Origin of the sequence: Niabella yanshanensis (assembly GCF_034424215.1) — a bacterium.
In the GTDB taxonomy this organism is placed as follows: domain Bacteria; phylum Bacteroidota; class Bacteroidia; order Chitinophagales; family Chitinophagaceae; genus Niabella; species Niabella yanshanensis.
The window spans coordinates 966,877-982,436 of record NZ_CP139960.1; the positions used below are offsets into that span (position 1 = coordinate 966,877).

8 protein-coding genes are annotated in these 15,560 nt (G+C 43.3%); all 8 read right to left on the reverse strand.

Annotation, left to right across the window (positions count from 1 at the left end):
* Positions 1 to 18: 18 nt before the first annotated feature.
* The 8 genes from U0035_RS03645 to U0035_RS03680 all read right to left on the reverse strand — a co-directional run bounded on the left by U0035_RS03645 (position 19) and on the right by U0035_RS03680 (position 15,474).
* Positions 19 to 945: a glycoside hydrolase family 43 protein gene (locus U0035_RS03645; RefSeq protein WP_114792783.1), complete on the reverse strand. Its 927-nt coding sequence runs from the start codon at positions 943 to 945 to the stop codon at positions 19 to 21.
* Positions 946 to 1,065: 120 nt separating this feature from the next.
* On the reverse strand, positions 1,066 to 2,448 hold the full coding sequence (locus U0035_RS03650) for a glycoside hydrolase family 140 protein (RefSeq protein WP_114792856.1): 1,383 nt from the start codon (positions 2,446 to 2,448) through the stop codon (positions 1,066 to 1,068).
* A 182-nt stretch (positions 2,449 to 2,630) separates the two neighbouring features.
* A complete protein-coding gene (locus U0035_RS03655) occupies positions 2,631 to 4,058 on the reverse strand; it encodes a RagB/SusD family nutrient uptake outer membrane protein (RefSeq protein ID WP_114792784.1) in 1,428 nt (475 codons plus the stop codon).
* 30 nt (positions 4,059 to 4,088) lie between these two features.
* Positions 4,089 to 7,265 (reverse strand): SusC/RagA family TonB-linked outer membrane protein, encoded by a 3,177-nt coding sequence (locus U0035_RS03660; protein WP_114792785.1) that lies wholly within the window; start codon positions 7,263 to 7,265, stop codon positions 4,089 to 4,091.
* Positions 7,266 to 7,332: 67 nt separating this feature from the next.
* A complete protein-coding gene (locus tag U0035_RS03665) occupies positions 7,333 to 8,352 on the reverse strand; it encodes a LacI family DNA-binding transcriptional regulator (RefSeq protein WP_114792786.1) in 1,020 nt (339 codons plus the stop codon).
* Between the two features lie 118 nt (positions 8,353 to 8,470).
* Positions 8,471 to 10,114 carry an alkaline phosphatase PafA gene (gene pafA / locus U0035_RS03670; protein WP_114792787.1) on the reverse strand — a complete coding sequence of 548 codons (1,644 nt, stop codon included), beginning with the start codon at positions 10,112 to 10,114 and terminating at the stop codon, positions 8,471 to 8,473.
* A gap of 122 nt (positions 10,115 to 10,236) precedes the next feature.
* Positions 10,237 to 11,994, reverse strand: a complete 1,758-nt coding sequence (locus tag U0035_RS03675; RefSeq protein WP_114792788.1) for a RagB/SusD family nutrient uptake outer membrane protein — start codon at positions 11,992 to 11,994, stop codon at positions 10,237 to 10,239.
* Positions 11,995 to 12,156: 162 nt separating this feature from the next.
* Entirely contained in the window at positions 12,157 to 15,474 is a 3,318-nt protein-coding gene (locus U0035_RS03680) for a SusC/RagA family TonB-linked outer membrane protein (protein WP_211316539.1), read from the reverse strand.
* Positions 15,475 to 15,560 lie beyond the last annotated feature (86 nt).

Below are 15,560 nucleotides of genomic sequence, written 5' to 3' on the forward strand. Positions count from 1 at the left end.
AAAAGCCATAGCTATGAACTATGACCTGTTACCCCCGACCTGCTTCACTAACTGCTTCACTAGTTTCTTCTTCACCGGTACAATAGTGCCGTGTTTATGCCCTTCGGGAATGCTTATCCTGTTATTAGCATTTTCAAAGTGAATGAAATCTTTTGTTGCCACCGCTTCGTAAGTTTTCTTGCGGTAAGAGTCAAAATAAATCAGCCATTCGTCTTTTACTTTTACGGTGTTGGGGCCTTCTGTAAAATTCTCAGTAAAAGGTTTGGAAATATTTTTCCAGGGGCCCATGGGCGAGCTTCCAAAAGCTACTTTAACATTCCTTTCCGGCCTGGTGTTGTCTTTTAGAATCAAGACATAGTCATTGGCTTTTCTTTTAACAATTTGCGCATCAATTACACTAAATTTCGGATCCAGGAATAACCGGGCTGGCGTAAATGTTTGAAAATCTTTGGTAGTGGTGGCATACAGGCGATGATTATTGCTATCTGGTTCAATACCTCTTTCGAAACGGCCAGGTATTGTTGTAGCCCAAACAATAATATACTGATCTTGTACATCGTCGTAAAACAATTCAGGAGCCCAAACATTTACAGCGCCAGGCTCATGCTCCATTACCGGAACATGTTTTTGAGCGGTCCAATGAATTAAATCTTTTGAAGAAGCAGTGCCAAATCCCTTATCCTTCTGCCAGCTGCTCGTCCATACCAAATGAAAAACACCGTCGGGTCCCTGCACCATTGATGGATCCCTCATTACTTTTTGTGTTCCCACTTCAGGTTTCAGAAAAACCGTATCAAAATCCTTCCAGTGATATCCGTCATAACTATACAACATCCGTAAACCAGCGTCAGCAGGCTCGTGAAAAGACGTAAACAAGTACGCCTTATTTGAACAGGATACTAACGCGAATACTATCGCAATCAATATGGCTATATTTTTTTTCAAATCGTTTATTTTTTTACTTGTCTGTAAAAAAGATGTCAGTTCAATTCCAAATGTGGTTCGTCATGCTCTCCGAGGGAGTCCTTTGGACACCACGACATCCGTTTTTGATTTATCAAGAGTCTATTTCTTCAATACCAATACCCAGTCATTACCATTCTTTGGTTGCCCCGGCGGATCAAAACTCACAATACCTGTTTTTGCTTTTAAACTAACAGATTGTGTAGAACCATCAACAGGACTATACCATTGTGCCGAAGCCAGCTTAAAACCCAACTTTGCAGTATTTATTTTAAATGTTCTCCCCGTATAAATGTAGGCCATAGCATAAGCAGGGCCCTTTGTGGCTATGATATAATTATATCTTTTCTGGGTATTATCTGCAATAATTTCCTGGGCAGGCTTACGATCGAAATAGCTGTAAGAGAGCATCAGGTCTTTCAGGTACTTCATTTGCAATGCACCCGGTGCATTGATGGTCTCTTTCCAGTTATTAAATACACCAAAATTCGCATCGGTATCACCCATTTTGTTGAACTGCATAATGGCGTTCTCTCCATAAGTGAATCCTGCACCACCAGCAAAAACGCTCCAATATCCATAACGGCGTACTTCTGCAGCGGTCCAACGCGGTTGCAAACTATCATGCAAGCCGTAGGGAATGTTTTCGTAAGAAGGCTCGCCGTCCAGCACAGGCTTGGCAGGCTTCATATTATAATCTGTAACCACGAATTTCCAGTTATCTTCCCCATGGCGATGTTTCTCTTTCATTGAAGTATCCTGTGCATAAGAACGATGCCCGCTCTGGAACATATTAAAGTCAAGCCACTTCCTGGTGTGGAACCAATCTGTAGAAGAATAACGGCCTCTCGGGTGATAAGTCATTAAATGATGAGCATCGTATTTTTTGATGGTGGTCCCTATAGCTTCCCATACATCCGCTTTAGCATTACCTTCAATATCGCCACCGTTCAGCCAGATAATATTGGTATTACCTTTATAACGCTCAGCTAAAAATTTAGCAAAAACAGCAGCTTTCGGGGCAGTTACTGCTTTGTCTTTGGCAGCCGATCCCCAAACCGGCACCAGGGCCATATAAATACCCCGCTTCTCTGCCTCCCGAACAACGAAGTCTACATGGTCCCAGAAATCATAGGCTGCTTTATCTTCAAAAGAGGCTCCCGGTGTTCTTAGCGGCTGACTGATATCTCCCTCCTTCAGCGCTTTGGCGCCATATACATTCTTTGCTCCCAAAGTATGTAATACCATCGCCTGCACTACATTAAAACCCTGTTGCTGGCGTGTATCCAGGTATTGCAAAACTTCTTCCCTGCTGCATTTTATAAAGAGCAGCCAACCGGTGTCACCTAACCAGAAGAACGGTTTACCGTCAGCCGTCTGGAAAAAGCGCTGATTCTGCGAAATTTTCAACGGCTGCATGGCCTGAGCCACCCCGTCATTACATAAATAAATAACTAAAAAAAGCAACACAAAGAGTCGTTTCATAACACAAGCAAATATGAATTCGTAAATTAAAATCCTGCCGGTACCCAACCCAGGTATTCGGCGTTTCTAAGGTAAAGCAGATGGGGAGAGAAATTGTATATCTAACAATTATTTCCATCATCTTGGAAATTTATTCCATCTCCCCCTGCTGCTCAACGAATTATTCCCATTTCTTTCCGGATTTAATAACCTGTATTCTGTGTAATCTGGCTGTTTTGCAAACGCACGATATCAGGGATAGGCAGTACCAGTTTTTCTTCTGTAACCGGCTTCCCTTTTGCAGTAAGTACGGGTATCGCCCGATTCAATCGCTTCAGCAAAAACCATCTTTTAAATTCGCCTGCCAGCTCCATACGCGCTTCGTGCTCAAGGGCCAGCGCCACGGTTCCGTATTTGCTTACAGGGTAGCCGGCGGTGCCCCATAATGGCAACCCCACTCTACTCCTAACCTGGTTCATGTACTGAACATCGCCGGTGGCTTCAGTTAACATCAACAATACATCTGCAAAACGGTACACCATAAAATCATTATTGGCTAATAAGGTAGTACCGTTAATAGCAGCATTGGGATGTGCCCATTTCTGGAAATGCTTCTGCTGCAGAAAAGTAGCACCACTTTGATAACCCAGCGCTATAGTGATATCCCTTCTTGGGTCACCTGATTCATATTCATTATACAGGTCATCAGTAACCTGGTTCATACCTACACCCGAAAATCCGAGAGCGTTTACGTTTGGAAAAAAGAATTGGTGATAAGGACTATGAGTACCCGTGGCAGCATTGGCTGCATATTGAATCTCGAAAACAGCCTCTTTTGTATTTTTAACCGTAGGCCCCCAAACACCGGCAAATGTGGATTGCAACGCATACTGTCCACTATTATACACTTCAAGTAAATTGCTTGCAGCAGCCTGCTTATCCCCCAGTGTCAGGTACACTTCTCCCAATACAGTTTGTGCGGCGCCCTTGGTTGGACGACCCACTAATTTTACATTGGCCGAAACGGGCAGGTTATCCACCGCGTATTGCAGATCAGCTTTTACCAGGTTGTACACTTCCGCCTCAGAAGACCTCAAAATACTATAGGCTTCCTGCGCAGCAACAGCTTTGGTTACTAACGGAACTCCTCCCCACAAGCGAGCCATATTAAAATAGTAAAGTCCCCTTAAAAAACGCATTTCTGCTTCGGCTACTCTTTTGTATTCTACATCCAGTTGAGTAGCAGCGGGAAGTTTATCCAATACTGTATTCACGGCGAATAAAGCACTATAAAACTGTCTCCAGAAAGCGTATACCATAGTGTTGGGAGTTTGAATGGCATAGTCTCTAAAAGCATGCTTATCTGCTTGCGCACCCGCTATGATATACAAAGTGGCATTATCACCCATCAACTCTCCTGTATAGGAAACCGGGCCTTCCGGCGCATATACTCCATACAAGGTATTCATGGCGGCGGTTATACCCGACTCAAAATCGGCTTCTGTCTTATAAAAATTATTGGTATTGGCATTGGAAATAGGCGCCAGATCAGTAAATGATTTTCCACAACTGACAAAAAGAACAACCAACAGCGGTAATGCTATTTTATTGAAACATAGTATCCTTTTCATAATTGATTTTTTAAACGTTGTTGAAGATTTCTAAAATGAAGTTTTCAAACCAAAAGTGACTACAAGCGGCAACGGGTAAGAACCATAATCTACGCCCAGCATCGAGCCTGATGGCAAAGAAGAACTGGATACCCCTGTATTAGCGGCCGTGGTGCCGGAACTATAATTGGTAGCTTTATAGGTGGTATTCTCCGGGTCGTACCCTGTATACTTGCTAAACAACTTCACATTGTCGGCGTTTACATATACCCTTAAATTATTGAAAGGTGTTTTACGTAGAACCGTTTGCGGGATATTATAAGACAAAGTGATATTCTTTACCCTGAGAAAAGATGCATCTTCTACCCAAAGTGTAGAAAAGCCCTGCTGAAACGGACGCCTGTTTGCGGAGGGCCGGGGATTAACGCCATCGCCCGGGTTTTGCTCAGATTCCCAGAAGTTAGCAGCGCCTGCATATAATCCTCTGCCGCTATTCCAGAACCCGAGGAAGCGGTAATTTTGATTTACAATTTCTCCCCCGTAACGACCTTGTAGTAAAACAGACAATTCAACGCCTTTGTATCCAAAGCGATTGGTAATGCCCGCAATAAACCTGGCCTGATTGTTTCCTATAACCGTTCTGTCATCAGTTGTGATCTTACCATCTCCATTAACATCCACTATAACCGGATCGCCGGGTCTGGTAGTGGCTTCGTGAGGACTATTCTGTATTTCAGTTGCGTTATTATAAACGCCGTTAAATACATAGCCATAGAAATCTGAGATGGGTGAGCCAACAGCCGTGCGTACGGTAGTTTCCCAATCGGTATAATAAATAGGCGCATTGCCGGGGCCCAGCTGCAATACCTTATTCCTGTTCAGGCTAAAGTTTACATCCGTAGCCCAGGTAAATTCCCGTTGTATATTCTTGGATGATACCAGTACTTCTAAACCCGTGTTGCGCATTTTACCAATATTGGTCAATTGGCTTGAGAAGCCAGTAATATCAGGTATGGGCACATTTAACAACATATCCTGTGTAATGGACCGATACACCTCGATAGTAGCAGAAAGCCTGTTCTTTAAAAAAGCTATATCAATGCCAATGTTGGCCTGGTTAGTTTTCTCCCAACGCAAACCAGAATTATCCAGGGTGATCGGCTTTAAACCTGCTATAATATTTCCATTCGATACATAGTTCACGCCTCCCAGCAAGCCAATAGCACCATAGTTGGGTATCTGGTTATTACCCACGCTACCATAGCTCGCTTTCAGTTTTAAAAGATTCAATGCACCTGCTTCTTTCAAAAAGTTTTCGTCAGATATCACCCATCCCGCCGAAACCGATGGAAAGTAACCCCATTGATTATTGCGGCTAAACCTTGAACTGCCGTCGCGACGTATACTGGCCGATAAAAAATACTTATTACGGAAGTTATAGTTTACCCTTCCCAGATAACTTTGTATCGCCCATTCGGTTGCTGTAGAAGTACCGCCGGTAACCGTACCTGCGTTTATTGTTTGTACCAGGTCGTTAGGGAAATTAGCTGCTGTCAGCGATTGAAATTCGGTACGTTCTTTTTGAGAGGTATAACCCGCCAACACGTTGAAATTATGTTCGGCTACAGAGAAATCATATGTGGCTGTGTTTTCCCAAAGCCAGTTTAGCTTATTGCCGGCACTGGCAGTTGCAGTTGAAGTTGCCAGGTCCTGGTTATAACCATATCCCTGGTTTTTGAACCGGTAATAATTGTATGAGTTATTAGAGACATTAGCACTCAGGCTCGACTTAAATTTCAGGCCTTCAATAATATTATATTCAAGATATCCTAAAGCAAAGGTGTTATAAGCCTTATTCTTTTTATTGGTAAACCTGGTGGTAGCATAAGGATGCCAAAGATTTACAGGGTTATACTGCAGATAACGGTTCCACACCGAATTAGGATCTACAATCCCCAGGTTTCCATTTTCATTGTATATAGGAAAAATGGGATCACTTTGCAAAGCCAGGCTAATCACATCACTCTTTCCGTCAACACCATCTGTCCTGTCATGGATGCCTGTTAAACTCAGGTTTAAGCCAACGGATATTTTCTCCGACAGTTTTTGACGGATATTGGATCTCAAAGCCAATCTGCGATAATAATTCTGATCCAGCACCGCATCCTGGTTGAGTAAACCGGCAGAGAACAGGTACTGGGTTTTGTCGGTACCACCTGATACAGACAACTGCGCGTTAGCCATGGGTGCTGTTCTGAACATCACATCCTGCCAATTAGTACCTGTGCCAAACTGCTCAGGGCTGTTGATAAACTCTTCAGGTATCTTATATAGGGTAGAGCTGCCGCGGGCGCTATTAGGATCTGTGGCCTTATTGACTGCAGGATTCAGATCCACCCAGGCATTATTTTTGGCAGCTACAAAATAGCGGATCCATTGCTGTGCATCCATCATATCGATCTGGCGTGTTACTTTTTGAATGCCGTATTCGAAACCAGCGGTAACAATGGCTTTACCCGGCTTACCTAACTTAGTGGTAACCATTACTACGCCGTTCGCGCCTCTGGAGCCGTAGATAGCCGCGGACGAAGCATCCTTTAATATTTCTACTGACTGAATATCCTGCGGGTTGATCATATTCATATTAAAATCCTCGAGTGGTACACCATCAACTACAAACAAAGGGTTCGTGCCGGCCGTAATGGAGCTAATGCCCCTGATCTGAATGACCGGCGCCGCGCCGGGCGCGCCCTGTGACTGGGATATATTCACTCCGGGAACTGTACCCGTAAGCGACTGTACCACATTGCTGAAGGAGCGATCTTTAAACTGGTCGTAATTAACTGAAGCCACCGACCCCGTGATCGATTTCTTTCTTTGGGTACCGTAACCTATTACCACCACTTCATTAAGATTGCCGCTGGTGCTAGCCAGAAGGATATTCAAACTGGTTTCCCCGCTAACGTTTACTTCCTTTGTTACATACCCGACATAACTAACCATTAAAACAGTACTGGCATTAGCCACCTTGAATGTAAATTGTCCGTCTGACGCAACGGGAATATTCTGATTGGTACCTTTTATCACTATGTTGGCCCCGGCCAAAGGCTGTCCGCTCGTTTCATCGAGCACCTGGCCCGTCACCGTTCTTTCCTGGGCTATAGCCGCAAGGGAGCCAAAACACAGCAATAACAGTAATGCTTTTCTAAAAAAGTGTAGATATTTCATATGCTTTACAATTATTAATGACAAATTATTCAATCGTGTAAACGTTTACATAAATGGTTAAAAAAAATCAACGTGTGCCACATGATTTTCTAACCATCAATTCGGGCTTTATAATAAGACTTGCCGGCGGGGCCTGCGGACTGGACAATCGTTTATATAGAAGCTCAGCTGCCTGCTGTCCCATTTCGTAGCCGAATTGTTTTACAGCCGTTAAAGCAGGATTCAGCGAGGTGGCCCAATAAACATCATCAAACCCAACTATAGCTACCTCCTTTGGAATCTTAACCTTATGCCGGTGCAAAGTTTCCAGCGCACCCAGTGTCAGCAGGTTATTCGCCGTAAAAATTGCGGTGGGCCTGCTTTTGGGCGCCAGTATCTTTTCCGTGAGCGCTACCCCACTTTCATAATCAGATTTTCTGCTGAGGATAAGTGAGGGGTCGATCTTTAGCTTATGTTTCTTTAAAGCTGCCTTATAACCTGCAATACGTTCGTGAGTAGTGGGAATCTCCATATCACCAGCAATATGGGCAATGCGCTGATGGCCAAGGCTGATTAAATGCTCTGTTGCCATGATAGCACCCAGTTCATTATCTGTTTTCACTACATCAGCTTTCAGGCTTTTCAACCCCCGGTCAATACAAACAACGGGAATACCATCTTCTATTAATTGCTCTACTTTTTCCTCTGTAACCGGCGTAGTGGCTACAATCAAACCATCCACTGACTCACTCCGCAAAATATCAATATATAATTCTTCCTTGGTAGGATCCTGGGAAAAATTCCCGATGATCACCGTTGTGTTCTGGCTGTAAGCGAACTCTTCCACTCCCCTGATTATATCTACATAATACGGGTTTTGTATATCGGGTATTAAAAGTCCCACCAGGCGCCGCCGGGCTGTTGTTGCTCGCAGGCGTTGCGCTACCCGGTTGGGTCGGTAACCCAACTCTTTGATGGCCTTCTGCACAGCTAAGGCTGTCTCTCCCTTTACCTTGGGGTCTGCATTGATCACCCTTGATACAGTGGCGATAGATACAGCAGCACGGCGCGCTACCTCCTTTAAACCGGATGAAATAGTTTTCGGCATGAGAACAATCGTTGAAAAATGTAAACGTTACCAAATATAACACTTTAATGCACAAACCACAAGCTTTTGTCAATTAAAATTATGAGCCCTTACTCCAGGGTTCTTTTTAATTTTACCGTTATCTATCCGTAACTTCTGTGATCGCCTCGCCAATGCACCCACTGGGCGCCTGTATATGTAAAAGAGCTGCAATTGTAGGAGCAATAGCGGTCATTCCGGTTTTCCTGTTGGTGAAGCCAGGCTTTATGCTCCATCCCATCCAAACCAAAGGAATATGAGTGTCATAAGTATACCAGGTACCATGAGTGGCACCCTTAACACCTCCCATCACCCAGGTAGGTTGTAAAATGATCATATAGTCGCCACTCCGCCTGGCATTAAAACCGTTTATCAGCATGGTCTTGGGCAGTCCGGGTAAAGATGCCCCGGATAAATCATCGGAAGGCTGCACACGCGCAATTCCCCGTATGGGCCGTAAAGCTGATACAATAACATCGGTTATACTTTTCCTTTCGAATGATTTGCTTTTAAATGCGTCCCAATTGATATAGATCTGTGAATTGCTGATGGCAAGGACCGCATCTTTTACATCAAACTTTTCCTGCAGTGCCGTTGTAACAAGCTTGTACACCTCTTTATCCGACACCGCCCCTGATGGCATCCTATTCTCCATATAAAAGCCCGGTGATTCAGCTACGCCATGATCTGCAGTAATAAAATACAGATAATTACCCTTACCAAACTTATCGTCCAGATATTTGAAAAAAGACGCGAGCTCTTTATCAAGCCTAAGGTAATTATCCTCCATTTCAATCGAATTGGGGCCATAAGTATGACCTATAGCATCTGGGCTGGAAAAACTAACTGCTAAAAAATCGGTAACGGTTTCACCACCCAGGTTATACCCTTCGATAGCAGCTTTTGCAAATTCAAAAGTCAGCGTGTTACCGTAGGGTGTTGTTTTTACGGCATTGTAATTTTTCCCGGCAAACTGCGTTAGCTGATGTGGAAAAACGGGTTTCGCCTCTCCGTTTGCAGTGCCCTCGTACCCTTTATCATCAGCAGTACTTAATGCATAAGTGCTGATGGGATACAATGTGTTCCAGTTATTTTTATAGTAACGATCTACTATTTTTTGCTGGTTAAACTTAACTGCCCAATCCGGCAGCTTGTCCATATAAAAAGTGCTGGTCACAAAGCGTCCTTCATCTCCTTCATACCAAAATGCCCCGGTAGCAGTATGTCCTGCCGGTAAAATGGAAGCCCGGTCTTTGATTGCTACGCCTACCGTTCTGCTCTTAAAATTTGTGGCAATACGCAACTGGTCTGTTATGGTTGTAGCAAGATTCTGACGCGGCGATTGCCCTTCAGCAGATCTTAATGTACCCACCAGTTGTACCTCTTTATCATCTACACAACCCACGTTCCGCCCCAGGCTTTTGTCGTACCAGGAATTACCAATAATACCGTGTATAGCCGGAACCGATCCTGTATACACGCTGGTATGACCACAAGCTGTAATGGTAGGTGAATAGTCGATATGCGTGTTTTCGCAGGAAAAGCCATCCCTGAGCAATCTTTTGAATCCACCATCCGTATACCGGTCCCTGAATTTGTATAAATAGTCCCAACGCATCTGATCAACCATCATACCCACTATAATTTTAGGTTGAGCCCTGGTATTCGCTTTTATATTGCTTTGACCTTTTAAATGAGCCGCGCTTAAAAGAATGGCGAAGCCCAAGCAAAATTTTAATTTCATTCTTATCATTTTTTTGACCACCGCACAGTTGATATTAATAAAAGTGCATACAGGCTAACATTTTGCTGGAACGGTAATTTTCAAGAGCGGTCTGGATAAATCATCAGACCGGACACTGATTTCTAATACCCAGCATTTTGTCCAAATTCCGCAGCATTGGTAATCGCATCCATGAACATCTGCGGTATGGGTCTCAGTGTATGAAAGGTTTGGATCAGTGGGATGTCTTTATTAAATGCCTTTACGTAATCAAATAGCTTACCAGCTCTTTTCAAATCGAACCATCTTAAATGCTCACCACACAACTCCCTTCCTTTTTCTTCCAACAGAAAATCATAGGTAAGCTGCGATTCCGTAATTAACATGTCATTTTCTTTGCCTGCAAGCGCCGACCTTTTCCTGATAACATTAATTAATTCAGTTGCTTTTGCTTTGGAACCGCCCGACATCAGCAATTCGCACTCGGCGGCAATAAAGTACATTTCGGGTAAACGCATTGTAATTACATCCTTGGTTCCGAAGCTTGAATTAGCCGTAGGCAGGTTTGGATCGTCAAATTTAGTTAAAGCCGGAAAGCAGATATTAAACCTTGCATTAGAAGAAACCCTGTCGCCTGTATATATATCATCAATATCTACTACAGCATAAGGCTTGTTCCGTTTATCCGCTATCTTTTTCTTGGTGTATAGTAAAGCCAGTTGCCCTGAGGCGATTGACGTTCCTATCATGCTGGAGGGTTTTTCGAATGCAGCCAGATCATCTGATGTCCACGAATAGCTTGCCTTGTTAAGATAATACTCTTCCCTGAACCAGGCCTTGTATCTTGCATCTATCTCATCATTATACAATTCGAGCAGGTGGCGTGTGGGCATCAGGCACATACTTCCCGACCGGGCATTATTGTCGTTACCATAGTTGAAATCCTGTACCATACCAGCTTTTGCTGAGTATTTGGCTTTATACCACATATGAAGCCGGTTGGGATTATTCGGTTGCGGGTTGAGTGAAGAAATGGTAGAATGTGTTACTACAAAAAGCGCTTCTTTATTTGTTTTGTTATTTGCCGGTGCAAATACCTCTGCCGGAGTATTGTATAATGAGATTTTAAGGCTTGCCTGGTTATTGATCACATACATAGCAGCATCTCTGGCTATCTGATAATATTTGTCTTTTTCTGCAGGTGACGACTCATAAGCAACCCTTGTAAGAGCAATACGTGCTTTTAAGCCATATGCCGCTTTTAGCGTGGCCCTGCCAATATCTGTTACCGGATAAGGATCTACCGGAAGATTTTCTATCGCTGCATTCACATCCTGTATCATGAGGTCATAAAAAGCAGCTACCGGACTACGTTGCGCTGTTAATACGGCTGTTTTGGTTTCAGTGGTTCTCAAATCCACGCCTCCATACATCTCAACTATATGCCAGTAGGTATAGGCCCTTAAAAAATGTAGTTCCCCTTTACGCGATTTCTTCTCTTCGGCGGAGCTGTAAACCACATTATCGATCCTTTCTATACCGGTATTACAGTAATTAATGATTTCATAAAGACGGTTCCAGGTATTTCTTATTTGTCCTGTGCTGGCAGTTAGCTCTTCATATTTGGTCATTTGACGTCCATAACCACTATTGGCGATATTGATCCACAAATCTGTCCCCCCCTCTGTTAACATTACAATATCTTCACGGCCATAAAATTGTCCGCCATAATTTACATAGGCGGCGTTAACGAGCCCATTCATTCCCTGCTGACTGGCAAATACGACATCGGCGGTTGTTCCGCCCGGGTTGTACTCTTTCAAACTGCAGGAACACAAAAGCGCTATACACCAAAAGTGCACCAGTTTTATTTTTGGAAAAAAGTGAGTAAAACTTTTCATATAAATATTATTATATTTTTTGAGTATAAGGAATTCTATAAAAAGTCCATCAAAGAAGTACTGTTCTTTTAAATGGAGACAGCTATAAATTCCGATAAAATTTTCATCCTTTGCAAATCAATCCCCTGATGCAGCCAGATATCCGGCTGTACCTGGCCGGTATTATAAACTAACATTAAGTCCCAGTACAAACTGACGTTGTAACGGAGATTTGGCAGAGCCCCCTCTTTCAGGATCATAATTCTTTACAAAGTGGCTTCTGGAATATGTAAAAAGATTATTTGCCGAAGCATAAACGCGCAAGTCTGACATCCCCCATTTACTGACCACCGGTGCGGGGAAGCTGTATCCCAACGCAATTGTTTTAAGCTTTATATAAGATGCATCAATATAATTTAAAGCCTGGTAGCCAAGGTAGTTGTAAAAGTTAGTTCTGTCGGGACGAGGAAAATCATTGGTAGGGTTTTCCGGTGTCCAATAATCCAAATAGGCAGGCTGATTTCCTTTCCCGGAAGGATCATACGCGCCGGTAAAATCGTAGGTCATCATGTGTCCCCACCTGCTAAGAATATAAACCGTCAGATCAATATTTTTATAACGGAATGTATTGTTCAAACCTGCTGTCCAGCGAGGAGAGGTTGTACCAATGTACTGCACATCATTGGTTTCATCGATGATAAAATCGCCATTCAGGTCAGCCAGCTTTATGTCGCCTGGTTTAAAGGGCTGCGTTTTTCCGGCGTCTTTAAAATATTTTGCGGCCTCCTCAGCTTCATCCAGCTGCCATATACCCAGTCGCTTGAAAGTATAAAAGCTGGTCAACGGCCTGCCGATCAGAAGACTTTCCGTAGACCTGGAAGAGGCACCGATAATATCCCGACCATCAATAAGGTCGACAATCTTTTCCTTATTATAAGCGAACGTTATATTAGATTGCCAATTAAAACGTTGCTTTCTAATATTTACGGTATTTATATTTACTTCAACACCCTTGTTGTTAGTTGATCCTATATTCTGATAGATCTTGAACGGCGTATTATTGCCACTTCCCAAAGAAGTTGGAAGCGTTCTGGGCAAAAGTAAATCTGTAGTTTTGGTATTGTAAAAATCAACACTTCCGGAAATCCTGTTGCTAAAGAAACCGAAATCTAAACCGATATTAGTTGCAGCCGATCTTTCCCATCCCAGGTCTACATTACCCAGAAATGGATTGAACACATAATAAGAGTATCCGTAATCCTGGAATGCAGAGTTAGATAGCGAATTGAGGTAAGACTGCGTACCATACTCACTGATTCCCGAATTACCCGTCATGCCCCAGCTAAGCCGGAATTTTAACTCGTTGAGATTTTTAGCATTTTCAAACCAGTTCTCATCAATTACCCTCCACGCAAAAGCCGCCGAGGGAAAAGCTGCCCATTTATGCCCTTCAGCCAACCTCGAGGCTCCATCCCACCTGTTAGAAACCGTAACAAGATATTTACCCAGGTAATTGTAATTCAGCCTGGCTGCATAAGAAAAAGTCTGACTTTGAATATAATCGGACTGGATTACATAGGAAGACTTTGCATTCGCTTCGAGGTTATGCCAAAGCTGTTCAGGAATTAACTGACCGGAGCCCTCGCTGTAGCTGCTCCGGAATTTCGACTGCGTCCACGATGTCAACCCTGTAAAAGCGAAGGTATGATCGTTTACTTTTGTCGTATAACTTAGAATATTATCCCAGGTAATAAAAGTCTTATCACTTGCCAAAACAGAAGCTAAGGCGCCTGCAAGTCCATCCTGAGCCCTGTCTATAGATGTAGCATCTTCAAAATCTGAGTTTCGGCGAAAGCTAAAGTTAGTTCCGAGATTAGAGCGCAGGGACAATCCTTTGAGCGGTTTTAGTTCAGCATATCCGTTGGCCAGAATATTAGTGGTTAAACGTTGGTGTTTAGCGGTGTATTCCGTTGCCTCATCGGCAAGAGGGTTTACCTTGGCACTGCGCCCTACGGGCCATAAAACAAGCTGCCCGTTTTCATCAAATACCTTTCCGAGCGGCTCATTGGTTGCGGCGCGCCATAGAACGTTTTCGGCTCTTTCATAACCGGCATAATGTGTAAGGTTCATCGAGGCACCGGCCTTAAAAACATTTGTAAAGCTGTGGTCAACCGCAGTTCTCAGATTATACTTACTTAACAGGTCGTCTTTAAGTGACCCTTTTTCTTTGTAATAACCCGCAGACAATAAAGCGGATGTTTTTTCTCCACCGCCGGATACGCTCACCTGATGATTTTGAACCATTCCATTATGAACTACCTGGTCCACCCAGTCTATCCACTCATTGTTTTGTATTGCCGTCCACTCTTCTGGAGTAAATAGTGTCTGATCATCATCAGGAGAAGACCACTGCCCGGTTGTTTTAGCTGCCTCCCTCCGTAATTTTATATAGTCTTCTCCCATTCGCATCTTGGGGTACTGAGCCCAGCCATTCACCCCTACGTAGCCGTTGTAAGATATCTTGGCTTTGCCGGATTTAGCTCTTTTGGTGGTTACGATAATTACCCCATTGGCTCCCTGCGAACCATAGATAGCAGTTGACGATGCATCTTTCATTACATCAATGGATTCAATCTCCTGGGGTGGAATGTCCGTAATGTTTCCGCCCTGTACTCCATCAATGATCACTAAAGGGTTGTTCGCAATTAAATTACCATATTCATCTTTGGCAGTGGATAAAGATCTTTTACCGCGGATATTCATAGTTACACCAGAGGTTGCTTTCCCCGAATTACGTACAATATCCAATCCCGGCACCTGGCCTTGCAATGCTTCCATAGCATTGTGTGCGGGTGAACGAACAATATCATCTGCTTTTACACTCGACACAGCGCCGGTAAGATCTTTTCTTTTCGCAGTACCATAACCAATCACTACCACCTCATCCATTTTATTTTCAGCGGGGTAAAGTGTTACCTGCGAATAATTGTTATCTTTTACTGAAACATCGATGGCGCTATAACCGACTATAGAAAAAGTTAATACAGCGTTTTCATCTTTTACCGTGATCTTATAGCTACCGTCTTCACCGCTTAATACACCGTTAGTAGTACCCTTTTCTGCAACACTCACTCCAGATAAAGGATTACCTGCCGGATCTGTTATTTTACCTTCAACCGATATACTCATCATTTCTCCCGGTTTACCGATGATAACCACCAACCCTTTATTTATTTTTTTATAAGAAAATGTAGTGGCTTTCAGCATGTTTTGCATCACGTAGTCCAGTGTGGCATTCCGGGCATATAAGTCCAGCTTTACATTGCTGTATTTCAGCTCAGGATTATAAACAAACCGGTACTTGTAATCTTTTTCTATTTTCTCTATGATCTGCGGTATGGAAAGGCTTTTCACATCCAGGTTGATCCTTTGTTGCGAAGCAGCATCAAAAGCTATAGCCTGGAATGAGGAAAGTAAGATAATAAAAACAACCAACTTCATTAATAACAAGTATTTTACAAGCGATCGGGACGGACAAGAAAGTCCCCTGCAAGCATATTTTTTCATATATTGCAAATGGTTTAAGA